Source organism: Sphaerospermopsis aphanizomenoides BCCUSP55, assembly GCF_001586785.1.
Classification (GTDB): Bacteria; Cyanobacteriota; Cyanobacteriia; order Cyanobacteriales; family Nostocaceae; genus Sphaerospermopsis_A; species Sphaerospermopsis_A aphanizomenoides_A.
Genome location: NZ_LUFH02000114.1, coordinates 1 through 18100, shown reverse-complemented (window position 1 = coordinate 18100; position 18100 = coordinate 1). Strand labels below are relative to the sequence as shown.

Here is an 18100-nt window from a genome sequence, read left to right as displayed (position 1 = left end):
CTCCCTACACCCCACACCCTACACCCCACACCCCTTTCTTCCCTATTCCCCTATTTGCATTGATTGATTGATTAGTACCTGAATAATCATTTGTGGATCATCGGTTTCAATTCCCAAGTCTTGGGCAATTTGCTGACGCAGGTTCTCATTCTCCTGTAACATCACAAACAATTCATCCCAGGTGACAGTTTGGTATTCTTCCTGTGGTTCACTTTCATCTTCTGATGCCACAAAGGTTATGGGCGCTGAAGTAATTTCGCTGACAGTATCTGGGCCTGCATATTCCCAAATTGGTTCGCCTTGGTTGCGCGTCAACAATTGCATCCCAATACTATAGGCAAGGTCGCCAATTTCACCAACACCTAACTCACCCAACTGCACTAACCGCGCTGCTAATTCGTTATTGGGATTCTTAGCCGCTAGTAATCTTTCACCAAATTGTTTTAACCAATCTAACCACCGCTGTGTGCTGACACGATGCTCAATTTTATGTAACCAGTTTTGCGCCCAAGCCTGGCCTCTGGCTTGATGAACTCCTGTTAAAAGCTCTGTGAACAAAAATTCTAAATCTGTATCAGTCAGGGGTGGCGCTACTTTTTTTTCCATATCCTGTCTAGCTAGAATGGAAGTTTTTTTGCTACCAAATAAGGATTGAAAAAATTTTTTGAGCCACTGAATTAGCCGCTTGAGCATCTACTGCACCATTGAGTCTTGCTTCTAAAATTTTAGCGATGTCGGTGACAAGGTGCTATTCAGTTATTGGTTGTTAGTTCTCAGTCGTCAGTGATCAGCCTTCACAGATTAGTAAATTAAATTATACATATTTTATGTCAATCTAAATAAATATACTTATTCATGTTTTTTGCCAAAGGAAACTGCCATCAGTTGTTAAAATAGTGAAACCCCAAACTCTCCTGGGTGGTGATACTCCATAACTGTTCACTGTTAACTGTTCACTGTTAACTGATTAGTCTCCATGTCTTACGAACCCCTGCACCACAAGTATCGCCCCAAGAGTTTTGCTGAACTAGTGGGACAAGAGGCGATCGCTACCACCCTTACCAACGCCATTAGCTCCTCAAAAATTGCCCCTGCCTATTTGTTTACTGGCCCCAGAGGTACGGGGAAAACTTCTAGCGCCCGGATTTTAGCTAAATCTATAAATTGTCTTAAAAGTGACAAGCCAACACCGACACCCTGTGGCGTTTGTGATATTTGTCAAGGCATTACTAAAGGTTATTCTTTGGATGTAATTGAAATTGACGCAGCTAGTAATACTGGTGTTGATAACATCCGCGAATTGATTGAGAAGGCGCAGTTTGCCCCTGTGCAGTGTCGATATAAGGTTTATGTGATTGACGAGTGTCTCACGGGAGATTCATTAGTTTTAACTGATGAGGGACTTATTCGTATTGATAACCCTAATATTAAAGGTAAAAAAGTCCTTAGTTACAATGATTCATCCAGCAAGTGGGAATTCAAGAAAGTTGTTCGTTGGTTAGATCAAGGAGAAAAACAAACCTTGGTCATCAAAACTACTAACCGCGAAATTAGATGTACAGATAATCATTTAATTAGAACAGACCAGGGATGGATACCAGCAAGAGACGTAAAAGAAGGAGTGAAGATACTATCCCCTGTGAATGTGGATGCGGCACTCTCATTTACAAATTTGGCGTTGATGGACGTATCCGAAGATTCGTTAGCGGACACCAGTTTAAAGGCAACTCTTACGGGAAAAAATCATACGATTTGGAATCCATTATCAAACAAGCCCAATTACTTCAACCGTTCTGTGCTTGTGGATGTGGAGAAAAACTTGATATCCCAAACTTTTTACAAAAAAAGGGAAAGGGAATTACCAGCATCCAATCTCACTGGACAAGACATCCTTACAAAAAAGGACACGGAAATTGGGAACTCAGAACAGAGAATTTCCTTGCCAATACAGCCTTTATACAACCTGATGCACTCGGACTCATCTACGGAACGTTACTGGGAGATTGCTCTATCAGCTACCCCAACAAAAACAGTAGATTCCCCAGATTGTCTTGGACACACGCAGAAAGTCAACAAGATTGGTTGGAATACAAAGCCTTTCGTCTCGGAGAACTGCGTCCAAAGTTACGAGTTACAGCAAATCAAGGATACGGTAAAATTTCAGTTAACTGCAACACAGGTTGTCATCCCCAACTCCAAGAAGTGTTTGACATCGTTAAACCGAGTAGGGATAAAAAAATTGTCTCAATGGAATGGCTCAATAAAATTACTCCAGAAGGACTTGCTTGGTGGTTTTGTGATGATGGATCACTCAGCCTCAGTCCAGAAGGAAGCCCACAGATTCAACTACATACAGAAGGATTTTCAGCCACAGAAAATCAACTTATTGCTACCTGGCTTACAGCAATGGGATACCCAGCAGCAGCAAAATTTTACACCAGGACTAGTACAGGCAAGCAGTACAACTATATATGGATGGGAGCAAGTACCAGTCGAAAATGGCTGGCAAACCTTAAACGATATTCCATACCCGCAATGGACTACAAGTTTGGAGAAGGTCGAATCTGTTCACCTCGGTGGAGTTGAGCGAGTTTATGATATTGAAGTTGAAGATAATCATAACTTTGTAGCTAATGGTCTTCTCGTTCATAACTGTCATATGTTAAGTACCGCAGCGTTTAATGCGTTACTTAAAACACTAGAAGAACCTCCTAAGCACGTTGTGTTTGTCCTAGCCACAACCGACCCGCAGCGAGTATTACCTACAATTATTTCTCGTTGTCAAAGATTTGATTTTCGACGCATTCAGTTAGAAGCGATGGTCAAGCATTTAGGTGCGATCGCCTCTCAAGAAAATATCAATATTTCCCTTGATGCCATTACCTTGGTAGCACAAATCGCTCAGGGAGGTTTACGAGATGCCGAAAGTTTACTGGATCAACTAGCTTTATTACCAGGGGAAGTGACACCAGATCAAGTGTGGGACTTGGTGGGTTCAGTTAGTGAAAAAGATTTGTTCGCCTTGTTGGATGCGATCGCTCAAGATAATTCCGAAGTTGTATTAGATTCTACCCGACAAATCCTAGATCGGGGACGAGAACCCCTCACCATTCTCCAAAATTTGGCCGCCTTTTACCGAGATTTACTCATTGCCAAAACTGCCCCAACTCGTCAAGATTTAGTTACTTGTACTCAACAAACCTGGACAGCACTGGTTAACTTTGCCCACAGGTTAGAGATCACTACAATTTTGCGCGGACAGCAACATTTAAGAACAGCAGAAGTTCAACTCAAAAACACTACCCAACCTCGTTTGTGGTTAGAAGTCACATTACTAGGCTTATTACCTAGTGCAAATCTTCAGCCACAAGTACCCAGCATCCCGCAAGCAGTGAATACACCTGCTGTATCTTCACCTTCACCCACTTACAGCCAACCAAATTACAATTCTCCAGTATCCCCACCACCGACTTACAGCCAACCAAACCATCATTCTCCAGTATCCCCACCACCACCAACCTATACCCCAGCAAATCACAACTCAACACCGCATACAGTCTCTGCACCTGCACCAGAACCTGTATACACTCCACCCCCTCCGGTGACAACTCCCATAGCACCTGCACAGGAAGTTGTGGCAGGTTCACAGTATGATTTAACTCAGATTTGGCAACAGGTACTTGCTAACCTTCAACCACCATCCAGAAGGGAAATGCTGCGTCAAATGAGCCAACTTTTGGATTTTGATGGCGCTTTGGCTCGTATTGCTATTAAACAAGCATGGTATGAAAAGGGTAAATCTGATCTGCCTATAATTACTACTGCATTTCAGCAGACTTTCCAGCGGGACATCCAAGTCAATCTGGAAAAAGCCGCTGCTTCCGGTTCTACTTCAGTGAGAAGAAATGCTCCTACACAAGATTCTACTCGTGTTCAGCAACCACCGACGACACCAATTTATCACCAGCCAGCACCAACACCAGCACCAACACCAACACCAACATCAGCACCAACATCTGTAACACAACCGACTCAACCACCACCAACACCAACCAAAATTGAACCTGTAGTAGCTAAAGCCCCAGTACCAACCCCAACACCTCCACCAAATCAAGCATTTGTGTCAAGTTGGGAACATGAGGAAGTAACAAAGGCAGCTAAAAGTCTCGCGGAATTTTTTCACGGGGAAATTATCCGTCTCACAGATGAGGCTTTAGATTTATCTGATGCGACACTTCCAGCCGATGTGGAAATATATGAAGCGGATTATGATTATGACTAAAGGGAACAGGGAACAGGGAACAGGGAATAGGAAATAGGGAATAGAGTTGAAAGTCTCTTGGGAAATGGGGACTACAGAATCTATACTTTTATAGCTGTAGACAGAGTAATTAGGACATCAATTAATTATGAAACTCTTACTACAAAATGGTTTTACTCCTGACTCCTAACTCCTGACTCCTGCTATATTTTTCAATCACAAAATCGAGCTAATTTCTTTCAAATAAACCCTTGTAAATGGTTCATCAGCACCCAAGGTGTAATCTTCAATTAAGCCTTGACGGCGGATAGAAATATCTTGTTCTTTTTTAATCACCACAATTGAATCATCAAAAATATCTCTTACTAACATCATCTCCGTTTCAGTGGGATTATCTAACAACACAATATTACTTCCGTGATAAAACATCCCATCTGCTTCTAAAATTTCTTCTGAGTATTCAGCAATTAGTAAGTCAAGTTTGGGATTACGCAACAAAATTTGGATATTGCTATTGTAATCTTTCTTCAATAACTTTTCTGAACGATTGACAAAAATTCCCTCACGACAAACAGCACCAATTGTCCATTCAGGATGTTGGGAAAGAATGTGATCAATTGTGGATTGCAATTCACTGATAGAGATTCTATTAAAAGTGATAATGGGAATTCTAGAATCAGTACCAGATTGAAAGAAAGTTGACAAAATATGAGCAGGAACATCAACACTTTCACCAATTGCTGGGTTAAGGTGCATTAATATTCCTGGAGCAGAATTAATTTCTAAAATGGCAAAGTTTCCTGTTTTCCAAGATTCAGAAATATTTTCCGCAATAACATCAATTCCCAAACAAGTGAGGCGAAAATATTGGGCTATATCTTGTGCCAAGATAATATTATCATGATGAATTATTTTTGTGGCATCAATACTGATTCCACCCGCTGAAAGATTAGCAACTTTACGCAGGTAAACAGTGCGATCGCTCTCAACCAAACTATCCAGCCTTAAACCCTGTTCATCTATATACCTTTCTAGCGCCTCATCAATCTCAATCTTACTCATCGGTGAAGTTGGTGTATCCCACCGTTCCGGTTTGCGATTTTCCCGTCTAATTAACTCACGAATAGTTGAATAACCGTCTCCAACAACTGATGCTGGACAACGTTCTGTGGCAGCAACAAATCTACCATTAACGCATAGTAAACGAAAATCTTTTCCCCGAATACTTTTCTCGACAATAATTCGCGTCGGCTGTTCTTCAGGAATCGCCATCAAAGCCCTATTATAAGCTGATTCTAATTCTCTGAAATTATGGACATCAGGAGTCACACCAATTCCTTTATGACCAACCACAGGTTTCACAGCAACCGGGTAGCCAATATCTTTTGCTACCTCTATAGCTTCTTGTTCAGAAACCACAATTTCGCCTTCTGGAATGGGAAAACTCAATTTGTGTAAAAAATCCTTACAGTCGTCCTTACGAGTAGTAAATTCTGAATCTATATGACTATCACCATCAAAAGTAGTCGCTACTCCCCGCACTAATTTTTTACCAAAACCATATTGCATTAATCCCTCTTCCCATAAATAGAAGGCGGGAATACCCTGGTTATAAGCCGTTCGGAATAAAGCGTAAACTGTAGGTCCACCATAAACAGATAAACGGAATCTATTTTGCAGTTTTATCAACCCTTCTGTAAATGATAATTCTTCACCTTTTGTAATAGTTTCCCACCAATCCCAAACAAAGTAAACTACTGCTCTGCTGGTCAGTTCATGTAATGATTGAAAACTAATTCTGACGTAATCTTGCTCAGGCTTTATACTCCAGTGATTGAGGTGTAAATCCATATCTAATTTTCCCACTTCGGAGACAACACGAGCAAACAAATCTGCATAAGAATTATATGTTTGCTTGTCTAAGTGAGAATATTGTTTGCTAATCTGCTCTATATATTCTTCAATCTTGAGTGGTTGGGCATATCCAGTCAAAGCAAAATCAAAAACTAATGCACCTCTATCTAAATAGGGATTTGGTCCGATGTAATATTTTAAATTAAAAATATCGAACACATCAGTTCTTCTGGCATTGATGCGGATGACATCGGTGCTTTGTTCTTGAATCATTAGCTCATCAATCCTTCTCTAAACACCCTGAAACTCGGATTCTAATTTTTTCTGTATTTTATTTGTTGGATCAATCTTAGTGATACACAATCATAATTTCAGCTATCTCAAGGCATAATTTCCAAAATATTAAAATGACAAGGCAGGAGGCAGGAGGCAGAAGGGAAGAGGTTTTTAGGCAACTTTACTTTTTGATACATACTTCTATTTTTTCGCGCCTTTCTACTTATATAGGAATCTGGTTTGATATCTGAAATTATCTATGTAGGCAGGCAAGAGGCAAAAGGCAAGAGGCAAAAGGGTTTCAGAGAATTTAGGTATACGGAGTTTTTTTCAAAAATCAAATATGAGTCCTATACCAAGCGGCACTATTAGAAAAAGAATAATTTATTTTTCCCCTATTCCCTATTCCCTGTTCCCTGTTCCCTGTTATCTACCAAACGAAAGATTGTATTTTTTTTCACATCATGTTGTATTGAAATGATATAACTCAAAGCAGGAGGCGTTATGCCTGAGAGTCAACACAAAGGACAATTAGTTATTATTGGTGGTGCTGAAGAAAAAAACGGGGATGCAGTGATTTTACGAGAGTTTGTCCGTCGTGCAGGAGGTGTCAAAGCAAACATTGTAATTATGACAGCCGCGACTGAATTACCAAGAGAAGCAGGAGAAAAATATATTGAGGTATTTAGACGTTTAGGTGCTTCAGAAGTTCGCATTGTTGATACAGAAACCCGTGAAGATGCATCCTCATCTACCGCACTAGAAGCAGTTCATAGAGCAACAGGTATCTTTTTTACTGGGGGAGACCAAGCGCGGATTACCAGCACTATCAAAGACACTGAACTGGATGCAGCTATTCATAGAAGATATTCTGAAGGTGCAGTTGTAGCTGGAACTAGTGCTGGTGCGGCTGTCATGCCAGATAAAATGATTGTAGAAGGCGACTCCCAAACAAACCCCCGAATAGAAATTGTGGAAATGGGGCCTGGGTTGGGTTTTCTCCCTGGTGTCGTCATCGACCAGCATTTTTCTGAACGTGGACGTTTGGGACGTTTAATTTCTGCTTTGGTACAAGAACCCGTGGTTTTAGGTTTTGGTATTGATGAAAATACTGCTATGGTAGTATCCGATGGACAGGTAGAAATAATTGGTGAGGGTTCAGTGACAGTCGTTGATGAATCAGAAGGTACATATAACAATCTGAATCAAATTTTGAAAGATGAACCCTTAGCAGTTTGTGGTGTGAAACTGCATATTTTACCTCATGGCCACAGATTTGATTTGAAAACTCGCCAACCTATTTTAGAACGTCAAACTTCGGTGGCTTGAATGAACGAGAAGTAATCCCAATTCTCTATAAAGCTGCACTTAATTTTTTTGAACTAACCGCAAAGTACGCAAAGTACACAAAGGAAGAAAGTATTTTAATCTTTTAAAGATTAGGTGCAACGTTACAGAGAAATGGTATAAGCAATTCTGTCAAGCAATAAAGATTTCAGGAGGAAGAAAGAAATTTATTTCTCTCCTATTCCCTATTCCCTAATTTATTTTTCTTTTTCAAGAAAAGAATTTTTCTACACATCTAACAAATATTTCTACTCCCATGACTAAAGCAGTTTCATCAAAATCAAAGCGGGGATGATGATGAGGATAATTTAATTTTTTCACTGCATTAGCTGAACCTAAAAAGAAATAACAACCCGGAACTTCTTGCAGGAAAAATGACATATCCTCACTACCCATAATTTGACATTCTGGGATGATATTTACTGGGGTTTCTACTACTTTTTCGGCTACACTTCTTACTAATTCCGCCATTCCGGGATCATTAATGACTGGAGGATAAAGGTAGACATATTCTAAGTCATAATTTGCGCCATGAGTTTGGCAAACACCGGCAATAATTTGCTCAATTCTTTGTTTAAAAAATCCAGCTAAATCAGTATTAAAATATCTAACTGAACCACTCATTCTGGCGGTATCAGCAATCACATTCATTCTCGTGCCGGCGTGTAATTCTCCAATTGTGACTACGGCTGAATCTAAGGGGTTAACGTTACGAGCGACAATGGTTTGCAGAGCGTTGACAATTTGGGCAGCAACTACAACTGAATCCACTGTTTGATGGGGAAGTGCGCCATGTCCACCTTTACCTAAAATTGTACAGTTAAAGAAGTCTACAGCAGCTAACAACCCTCCTGGACGGACTCCCACTGTCCCCACAGGTAAATCATTCCACAAATGTAAGCCAATCATGGCATCAACATCTGGGTTTTTGAGTACACCTGCTTCGATCATGGGTTTTGCACCACCAGGCCCTTCTTCTGCGGGTTGGAAGATAATTTTCACCGTGCCGGCAAATTCTTGACGATGCTGTTGCAGGTAATATGCTGTACCCATTGCGATCGCAGTATGTCCATCATGTCCGCAAGCGTGCATCACTCCATCATGCTGGGAACAATAGGCCACTTCATTCTCTTCTTTGATTGGTAAAGCATCCATATCAGCACGAATTCCCAAAACTTTACCATGCTGGGATTTTTCACCTTTGATAATAGCGACAATACCCGTTTCGGCTATACCTGTTTGATGTTCAATTCCCCATTCTTGCAACTTTTGGGAAATAAATTCAGCGGTTAATTTTTCTTGAAAACCTAACTCTGGTTTTTGATGTATGCGTCGTCTCCATTCTATTAATTGTGGCTGTAAAGCGCGAATTTGCAACCTTACATTAGCAAGATTTTCAGTAGATGAATTGGGGATAGTTGAAATCATAATTGGTAAGTGGTAATTGGGCATTGGGCGATTATCAATTGATAATTGACAATTGACAATTGACAATTTAATTGTTTTATTCAAGGTTTAAGCTGCTGTGCAGCTAGATTGTATATTGCGATATTGAGGAAAAGTACCCTGAAACTTTCTTCACTTTTGACTTTTGACTTTTGACTTGCTGTTGTGAATTTTAAATGCACAACAGCTTAAACCCTCCCCTTTCCAGGGAAAAAAATTGCTGTTTTTTCAATTCTCTTCATTTAAGGGAGAGGTAATTGTCAATTGTTCATTGTTAATTGTCCATGATTGAACGCCTTATTCTCTATTTCCTCTGAACTGTCACCTGTCACCTGTCACCTGTCACCTAAAAAGATAATATTTCCCAGTCTAAATTAGATCCAACTTGGGCTAGTTGTTCTAAATTATTGGGTGTTTCTAAATAAGGTAAACAACCTAAAACGGGTATGTGCGTAAATGATTGAATCATCTCCGGTGGTGTTAAATCAGCTATTTCTTCATCGGTTCTAGGTTGGGTGCAGTTGAGAATAATCCCCCGCAGATCGATTTTAGTTTGTCTAGCCAATGCTACATTAGCAACAGCTTGAGCGATCGCACCCAATCTCACAGGTACAACCAAAACTGTTGGTAATCTCCACTCACCCGCTAAATCTGCTACCGTCAATTCATCAGTAACTGGTGAACCTAACCCACCCAAAGATTCTACTAACAGAAACTCACGCTGTTTTTGCAACTTTAATAAAGTCTGCCAAACCAATGCTAAATCTACGGTACGATTTTCCTTTGCCGCAGCAATGGGTGGTGCTAGAGGTGCTTGAAAATACAAAGGTGTTATTTCTTCTGGTGCCTGATTGAGAGTAAATAGAGCCTGGTATAGTTCCCTGTCACCCTCCCCAGATTGAATCGGTTTCATAATCCCCAAGCTACTTTGAGGATAATATTTTTGCCAGTAGGCTGCTAGGGCTGTGGTAACAAAAGTTTTTCCAGCCCCTGTATCTGTTCCTGTAATTAGTAGTGTGTTTGATTTCATGTTCCGTTTAAGTAATTATCATATCTTTTGCCGCAAGGAAGAAGGAAGAAGAGGGTGTGGGGTTATTAATCTTCCCCTGCTTCCCCTGCTTCCCCTGCTTCCCCTGCTTCCCCTACTGACCAGTATTAGGAGTAGTTTCAGGTGTTGGAGTTGTTTCCGGTAATTGATTATTGTCTTGTGAGTCTGTGGGTGTGGGAGTTTCTGTAGGTGTGGGAGTTTCTGTAGGTGTGGGGGTTTCTGTAGGTGTGGGGGTTTCTGTGGGTGTGGGGGTTTCTGTGGGTGTGGGAGTTTCTGTGGGTGTTGGTTGAACTGGATTTTCTAAAGCCACACTCAAACTGTAATCACTTTCTGTCACTCCTGGAGACAGGGTTAATTGAATAGTATATTGACCACTATCTAACAATAAACCCTGATATGAAATAACTTGGTTAGAGTCAGAACCAATAGGTTGACCATTGGCAGATAACACAGTGAGCAAAACTCCACTACCTTGGTCAATAGACACAGTTACCTTCTGTCCCACATTACCTCTAAAATTGTATTGAATTATTTCATTAGCTTTCAGAGTACCATCTACTTTAGTGGGGTTAGATGCGTCCAATCTAAACTGTTTTTTAACAACAATAGGTTCTGCACTAGTAGGTGTGGGTGTGGGTGTAAATGTGAAAGTAGGTGAAGGTGTGGAGACTGTACCACCGGGAATAACTGGAGAAGGAAAACTTTGGGGTGTGGTTGTGTCTGCTGGCGGTTTTCTGGATTGGTTGTTGAGATACTTAACCACTGTCCAAGAACCGAATCCCGCCAAGATCACTACTGCACTACCAATAGCACCAATTGCCAATGGACTATCTAAAATTGAGCTACTTTGCTGAGGTGTAATTACCTGACGAGGTTGCTTAGATTCTGGTGAGATAGGTTCAGGACGACGACCAACAGCAACAGTTTGTAAATAGGAAGAATTGGGTTGAGGAACACCGGGTTGGTCAAGAGATTGTAATGCTGATAGCACTTCCTTAGCACTTTGATAGCGATCGCCCGGCACATAACTTAACATCCGATTTAAGATTTCAGCAAATCTTGGACTAACTTTTGCTAACTTTTGCCAATTCCAACTGAGTGCAGTCTCATCAAATAAATACGCTGGTTCTTTCGCTGTCAGCAAAACTATCGCTGTTACTGCTAGTGCATACAGGTCACTATTGGGATAAGCCCGACCAGATTGCATTTGCTCACTGGGCGAATAGCCCAATTTACCCACGGTCGTCACCTGCTTTTGATCGGGGTTAGATAACCGTGTAGCCAGTTCTTTAACCACCCCAAAATCAATTAATACGGGCTTGTTGTCAAGATCCCGTAAAATCAAATTATCTGGTGATATATCACGATGAATAATTCCGCTTTTATGAATATGCTCTAAAACTGGCAACAAAGAGCGCAGTAACTTTAATACTTCTGCCTCTGTGAAGGTTTGTCCCATAGCTTGGCGTTCAGTGAGCAAAGTATGGTACGTTTTACCTGCTATATAATCTTGTACCAAAAACAAGCGAGCGTCTTGTGCAAATTTTTCTCTAAATTTTGGTATTTGTGCATGATCGATTTGATATAAAGTCGCAGCTTCTCTCTCAAACAACTCTTGAGCCTTTTTACTACCATAAGCTTCCGGTGTTGCGAGTATTAACTCTTTAATGGCGCAAAGTTCGTTAAAGCGCCGCTGGTCTTCTGCAAGATAGGTTCTACCAAATCCTCCCTGACCAAGCACGTGAATTATGTGATAACGATTTTGTAGGACAGTACCAACTTTAATGGGTGGTTGCATGATCAATTGATTAAGTGTAGTAGCAACTAAGCTAAAAGTTAACTAAAGCATGAAATATATGCTAAGTCAGTTTTGAAAGACCGGCTTCACAAGAAAATCGCCGAAAGGCACGAAAGCCACTTGGCTGTCTTACAGTGGAGCAGGACTTACGCACAAAATCTACCATCAGGGCTGGGTGTGGGGTGTGAGGTGTGGGGTGTGGGGTGTAGGGTGTGGGGTGTAGGGTGTGGGATTTTTTCCTTTCATTCACGTATCCTACAAAAACCTTATTTTTCGTTATTTTGCGTAAGTCCTATAGGGAATAGGGAATAGGAGTATGGCTTACGCCACGCTTCGCTATCAGGAGTATGGCTTGCGCCACGCTATGTCTACGGCACGCTGCGCAAACGCTATCAGGAGTTACAGGAGTGTAAAGCTAATATGTGCATTATTAGTTGCGTATTTATATATATAAACACAATAAATAAGATTTAACTGTCAGGTTTACGGCTAAATTTCCAGCGTCCCATAACTGACACTAAAGCAAATCTAACTGGTTGGCGATCGCATCTCTTCTATAGTTTCTATAAATTAACTACCTCAAATATTTAAGATAAAATTTACTAGATAATGAATTTGGCGCTAGTATCATAAGATAATCAGTTACATTGTGGATGATTCTATCCTGTCGGATCAAATACTGATCATTAAGTCCGCAAGGGTGCAGAGTGCAAAATAGAGGGGGAAAAGTTGGCAGATTTTTGCACAGATGCAGGAATCATAACGTAAGCATTCAGCCGTCAGCTATCACCTGCCATAGCACCTGAGAACTATAATTAGCACTTTATGTGTGAATAATTTTGATCTCAGTGCGAAAACAACCAGGTAGAATGAGTAATCTACCATCAGGAATTCTCAGATATTTGGGCGGTTTGCCCTAGCCCACCCAACAGGCGCTCTCAAGCTATTTGAGAAAATAAATGTCAGTAGAATCCTCAATGGTTTTTGTCCCAGAAGAACTAGAAAATTAGCAAATGTAATTCTATGGAGAAATATTACGAATTTGTATAAAAGCTTGAACAAAACTTACAGATGTTGTGATTAGTCTATTTTGGTTAAATCTGCTAAATCTCTGATGATAATATTGCCATGAATGCACTTCGAGGATCTGCTGTGCTTAGTTCTGCGACTTTACAAGTGCAGCCAGCTGCAACAGGACTTGCTGACAACAATCGCCTGCGGCTGTTTTCTGGCTCTGCCAATGTACCACTGTCTCAAGAAGTGGCTCGTTACTTGGGTATGGACTTAGGTCCAATGATTCGCAAAAGATTTGCGGATGGAGAAATTTATGTTCAAATCCAAGAATCCATTCGGGGTTGTGATGTTTATTTAATCCAGCCAAGCTGTCAACCCGTTAACGATCACCTCATGGAATTACTGATTATGATTGATGCCTGTCGTCGAGCTTCTGCACGGCAGATCACAGCAGTTCTTCCATATTATGGTTATGCTCGTGCCGATCGCAAAACTGCCGGACGGGAATCAATCACAGCTAAACTGGTTGCTAACCTCATTACTCAAGCTGGGGCTAACCGTGTTCTAGCAATGGATTTGCACGCAGCCCAAATTCAAGGATATTTCGATATCCCTTTTGATCATGTTTACGGTTCACCAGTTTTGCTAGATTATTTACAGAGTAAAGCACTACATGACATTGTAGTTGTTTCTCCTGATGTTGGTGGTGTCGCGCGAGCCAGAGCATTTGCGAAAAAACTCAATGATGCACCACTGGCAATTATTGACAAACGCCGTCAGGCTCACAATATCGCTGAGGTCTTGAATGTTATCGGTGATGTGAAAGGCAAAACAGCGGTGTTGGTAGATGACATGATTGATACTGGCGGCACGATTACCGAAGGCGCTAAATTACTGCGTGAAGAAGGAGCAAGTCAGGTATATGCCTGTGCTACCCATGCAGTATTTTCACCTCCTGCAATTGAACGCTTATCAAGTGGCTTGTTTGAGGAAGTTATAGTTACTAATACCATTCCCATTCCTGAAGGTGATCGCTTTCCGCAACTAGTGACTCTTTCAGTTGCTAATTTACTAGGAGAAGCGATTTGGCGAATTCACGAGGATAGTTCACTCAGTAGTTTATTCCGTTAGTAAACAAAAACCATCATCCAAAAGGATGAAATGTAAATTATGAAGGATGAAATTTTTCGTTCTTCATTTTTTATTTGCAGCTAAAGTTTCTAATTCTGTAACTGCTCTTTCTAATTCTTCTACTAGAGGAGTTACTTGATTTTTTCCAAAGGCATCTGCTAGGGATCGATAATACCAAAGCGTGCCTTCTTTACCACCTTGAAAGCGTTCCCACACTGCATCATTAATAATCCGGTAATCTTTAATAATTGATCTGACATTGTGAAGTTTATCAGCAGCGGAAACTAGCAATACGGAAGGGGAAACTGTAGGAATATGGGCGATATATTTTTCCTTACGTTCTCTCCAAGGAGGTTTAGGTGTAGTGTCTGCATCTGTACAACCATCAACAATTGCTGTGACTGTGTTTCCAAACCGACTACGAATTTCTTCTCTAGTAGCTGCACCACCTTGGTCTTCTATGGCATCATGTAACAAAGCTGCGATCGCTTCATCTTCGTTTGCACCGTATTCTAAAGCAATGCTGGCTACTCCCAATAAATGGGTAATATAGGGAACATCGGAAGCTTTACGTTTTTGAGTCGCGTGGAGTTCGTGGGCGTAGGTGAGGGCTTGGGTAAAACGTTCGGAAAGCATTGTTTTAGTTAAACTAGGAAATAGGTTATGCGTTATTTAGTCATCTTGAGATGACTTCAGCTATCAAATTGGGAATTCATTCCCAGTAAGAACTTAAATTAACTTGAGTTTCTGCAAAGCATTTATCGCTGCTTGTTTTTCTGCTTCTTTCTTATTCTTGCCTCTTCCCTGTCCGTAGATTTTACCATTTATTTCAACTTGAACTGTAAATTCTTTGTCGTGATCCTGTCCAGTTTCTCGAATAGTCGTATATGTAGGAATATCAAAACCATTTTTTTGAGCCTTTTGTTGTAATAATCCTTTAGGATTTTCTAAACTCTCTAAACTGATATCTTCAGGAATTTTATCTTCAACTACGGAGGCAAATAAAGGATCTACTAATTCTTTAACAGCTTGTATACCAGCATCTAGATAATAAGCACCAATAATAGCCTCAAAAGTATTACTTAACAGTGATTCTTTTTTACTACCGTCTTGTAATTTTTCTCCCCTTCCTAATAATATCCATTGTCCCAAATTTAATTGATTGGCTAATTTTGCCAATTGGGGATTATCAACTAGGCGTTCTTTTAATTTACTTAATTCACCTTCAGAAATATCCCCATACACTTCATAAATATAAGTACCTGCCAAGAAACCTAAAATACAATCTCCTAAAAACTCAAATTGTTCATTATCTTTATTGATCCGATTTTCATAAGCATAAGAACGATGAGTTAACGATCTTTCTAACAAGTTAACATTTTCAAAAGGAATCTTATCAATGATTCCTGCTAAACGTTCCTTAATTCTTATTTCTTGATTTGATAACTGTTGTGTGCGTTTTTGACTACGATTCTGTTCTTGTATTAGGATTTGAAAAATTTTTTGTTGATATTTTCCAACTTCTTGTGATTGTTCTGCTTCAATAGCTTGTAATAAACGATGAATAGTATCTATAGCACGTTCAGCATCTTTTGTAGAAAATGGTGTATTATGCGCCCATTTATGGCGTATATCAATAATTTCACTAGCAAATGCTCTTTCAACAGGTGATAAATGCTCTTTGAATGCTTGTTCCCACCTTTTTACTATTACCAAAAGTAGTGAAGATATATCCTGTTGTAAACTTTCCTCTATAGTTCGTTTTAAAGTTGTATCTTGAGAAAGGCATTTTCCAGATTGAGTTAGCCATTGATTACCATAAACCAATCTCATTTTCTGTTCAACATAAGGATATAAACCTTGAGAAAGTAATTCGAGGCATTTTCCAATTGCGTCACGGTTATTTAACATATTTCAGATGCAGCTAATCTTAAAAAAATTTTCCGGTTCTATGATGGATTACTACAGTATTATATATAATACAAATGCCGTTGTCATGGAAGTTATACTTAAAAATGCAATTAATCTTATACAGTAAACCCGGTTGTCATCTCTGTGAAGGCTTACAAGAAAAGCTAGAAAAAGTCGAAAATCTGAAATTCGACTTAGAAATTAGGGACATAACCACCCGTGAAGATTGGTTTAATGCTTATCAGTATGAAATTCCTGTACTGTATCTAGCAGCAGATGAGACAGAGACACTACAACCTATACCCCGTCCTTCTCCACGCGCCAATGTCAAACAACTGGAACAATTGCTCTTAAAATATATTCCCAATACAGAAAAAAATAATGCAGAATAAGCGCAAGGTTAGCTTGCGGTGAGGTGCGGTATATGAAATTACGGGAATTATTAGCGGCTGTAGACGGTGTAGAATACCCCAACTTGGCGGATGTGGAAGTTCAAGGGATAAAAACTAACTCCCATGCTTGTGATGCAGGAGATTTGTTTATTGGAATGCCGGGAACACGAGTTGATGGTGGAGAATTTTGGCCAAGTGCTTTAGCTGCTGGGGCAGTTGCAGCTATTGTCTCTTCTGAAGCGGTGGAAAAAAATCCACCTACACCTGATTCTGTGGTCATTAGTGCCAGTAACATGAATAAAGCCTGCGCCCAAATTTCAGCAGCTTTTTACGGTTATCCTGGACAAAAGCTTAAAATGGTGGGTGTGACCGGCACGAACGGTAAAACTACCACGACCCACCTGATTGAATATTTTCTCACCCAGGCTAGTTTACCCACAGCTTTGTTAGGAACTCTTTACACTCGTTGGCCTGGTTTTTCCCAAACTGCGGCTTTTACTACTCCCTTTGCGGTAGACTTGCAGCAGCGTTTAGCAGAAGCTGTTGATGCTGGGTGTGAGTTTGGGGTGATGGAAGTCAGTTCTCATGCTTTAGCACAGGATCGGGTTTTTGGTTGTCCGTTTGAGGTGGCTGTATTTTCTAATCTAACTCAAGACCACCTTGACTATCACAAGGATATGGAGGATTATTTCGGAGCGAAGGCGTTATTATTTAGCTCTGATTATCTCCAAGGACGGGCAATTATTAATGCTGATGATGAATATGGCAAACGGTTAATTGCTGGGTTAAGTCCAGAACGATTTTGGACTTACAGCGTTAATGACAATAAGGCCGATTTTTGGATGAGTGATTTAAATTATCAGCCAAACGGTGTTAGTGGCATTTTACATACTCCCAAGGGTGATGTGAATTTTAGTTCTCCTTTGGTTGGACAATATAATTTAGAAAATCTTTTGGCTGCTGTTGGTGCTGTTTTACATCTGGGTTTAGATTTGCAGTTGGTAGCAAAAGCTATCCCTGATTTTCCTGGTGTGCCTGGACGGATGGAACGGGTGCAAATTAGTCCTAACCAAGATATTAGCGTAATTGTGGATTATGCCCACACTCCTGATAGTTTAGAGAATTTACTCAAAGCTGCTCGTCCGTTTATACCTGGTAGAATGATTTGTGTATTTGGCTGTGGTGGAGATAGGGACAGGACTAAACGCCCAAAAATGGGTAAAATCGCCGCTGAACTGGCAGATATAGCAGTGGTGACTTCTGATAATCCCCGCACTGAAGACCCAGAAAGAATTTTAGAGGATATTTTGGCAGGTATTCCCAGTACAGTGCAACCGATGGTAATTTGCGATCGCGCTACTGCCATTCGTACTGCTATTTTACAGGCTAAACCTGGTGATGGTGTATTATTGGCAGGTAAAGGCCACGAAGATTATCAAATTCTAGGAACGGAAAAAATCCATTTTGATGACCGAGAACAAGCACGGGAAGCTTTACAGTTGAGAGGTGACAGGTGACAGGTGACAGGTGACAGGTGACAGCAAAGAGACAGGGAAGCAGGGAGTAGGAAGCAGGGGAAGCAAGGGAAGTTAATAACCCAGTCCCCAGTCCCCAGTCCCCAG

Annotated in this window: 12 protein-coding genes; 5 read left to right on the top strand and 7 right to left on the bottom strand. The window is 40.5% G+C overall.

Annotated elements, in window-relative coordinates; translation table 11 throughout:
• Positions 1-42: 42 nt before the first annotated feature.
• Positions 43-693 carry a hypothetical protein gene (locus tag A0J48_RS22510; protein WP_200326819.1) on the bottom strand — a complete coding sequence of 217 codons (651 nt, stop codon included), beginning with the start codon at positions 691-693 and terminating at the stop codon, positions 43-45.
• A gap of 283 nt (positions 694-976) precedes the next feature.
• On the opposite strand from A0J48_RS22510, the gene dnaX reads away from it, so the two are divergent.
• A complete protein-coding gene (gene dnaX, locus A0J48_RS22505) occupies positions 977-4282 on the top strand; it encodes a DNA polymerase III subunit gamma/tau (protein WP_200326818.1) in 3306 nt (1101 codons plus the stop codon).
• A gap of 195 nt (positions 4283-4477) precedes the next feature.
• Here the strand turns inward: dnaX and A0J48_RS22500 are convergent, their stop codons facing one another.
• Positions 4478-6388, bottom strand: a complete 1911-nt coding sequence (locus tag A0J48_RS22500) for an ATP-binding protein (protein ID WP_200326817.1) — start codon at positions 6386-6388, stop codon at positions 4478-4480.
• A gap of 507 nt (positions 6389-6895) precedes the next feature.
• On the opposite strand from A0J48_RS22500, the gene A0J48_RS22495 reads away from it, so the two are divergent.
• A complete protein-coding gene (locus tag A0J48_RS22495; protein WP_200326816.1) occupies positions 6896-7720 on the top strand; it encodes a cyanophycinase in 825 nt (274 codons plus the stop codon).
• A 228-nt stretch (positions 7721-7948) separates the two neighbouring features.
• Here the strand turns inward: A0J48_RS22495 and A0J48_RS22490 are convergent, their stop codons facing one another.
• From A0J48_RS22490 to A0J48_RS22480, 3 genes are all read right to left on the bottom strand, one after another.
• Entirely contained in the window at positions 7949-9166 is a 1218-nt protein-coding gene (locus A0J48_RS22490) for a M20 family metallopeptidase (RefSeq protein WP_200326815.1), read from the bottom strand.
• A gap of 364 nt (positions 9167-9530) precedes the next feature.
• Positions 9531-10214 (bottom strand): dethiobiotin synthase, encoded by a 684-nt coding sequence (gene bioD, locus A0J48_RS22485; RefSeq protein ID WP_200326814.1) that lies wholly within the window; start codon positions 10212-10214, stop codon positions 9531-9533.
• Positions 10215-10326: 112 nt separating this feature from the next.
• Entirely contained in the window at positions 10327-12030 is a 1704-nt protein-coding gene (locus A0J48_RS22480; RefSeq protein WP_200326813.1) for a serine/threonine-protein kinase, read from the bottom strand.
• A 1128-nt stretch (positions 12031-13158) separates the two neighbouring features.
• On the opposite strand from A0J48_RS22480, the gene A0J48_RS22475 reads away from it, so the two are divergent.
• Positions 13159-14175: a ribose-phosphate pyrophosphokinase gene (locus A0J48_RS22475; RefSeq protein WP_200326812.1), complete on the top strand. Its 1017-nt coding sequence runs from the start codon at positions 13159-13161 to the stop codon at positions 14173-14175.
• A gap of 63 nt (positions 14176-14238) precedes the next feature.
• On the opposite strand, the gene A0J48_RS22470 is transcribed toward A0J48_RS22475, so the two are convergent.
• Together A0J48_RS22470 and rnc are read right to left on the bottom strand one after the other, a co-directional pair.
• Entirely contained in the window at positions 14239-14811 is a 573-nt protein-coding gene (locus A0J48_RS22470; protein ID WP_200326811.1) for an HD domain-containing protein, read from the bottom strand.
• 93 nt (positions 14812-14904) lie between these two features.
• The gene (rnc, locus tag A0J48_RS22465) at positions 14905-16086 is read right to left on the bottom strand and encodes a ribonuclease III (protein ID WP_200326810.1); all 1182 of its coding nucleotides are present in this window, start codon (positions 16084-16086) and stop codon (positions 14905-14907) included.
• A gap of 104 nt (positions 16087-16190) precedes the next feature.
• Between rnc and A0J48_RS22460 the strand changes: the two genes are divergently transcribed.
• Together A0J48_RS22460 and A0J48_RS22455 are read left to right on the top strand one after the other, a co-directional pair.
• The gene (locus A0J48_RS22460) at positions 16191-16478 is read left to right on the top strand and encodes a glutaredoxin family protein (RefSeq protein ID WP_200326809.1); all 288 of its coding nucleotides are present in this window, start codon (positions 16191-16193) and stop codon (positions 16476-16478) included.
• Between the two features lie 32 nt (positions 16479-16510).
• A complete protein-coding gene (locus A0J48_RS22455) occupies positions 16511-17995 on the top strand; it encodes a UDP-N-acetylmuramoyl-L-alanyl-D-glutamate--2,6-diaminopimelate ligase (RefSeq protein ID WP_200326808.1) in 1485 nt (494 codons plus the stop codon).
• Positions 17996-18100 lie beyond the last annotated feature (105 nt).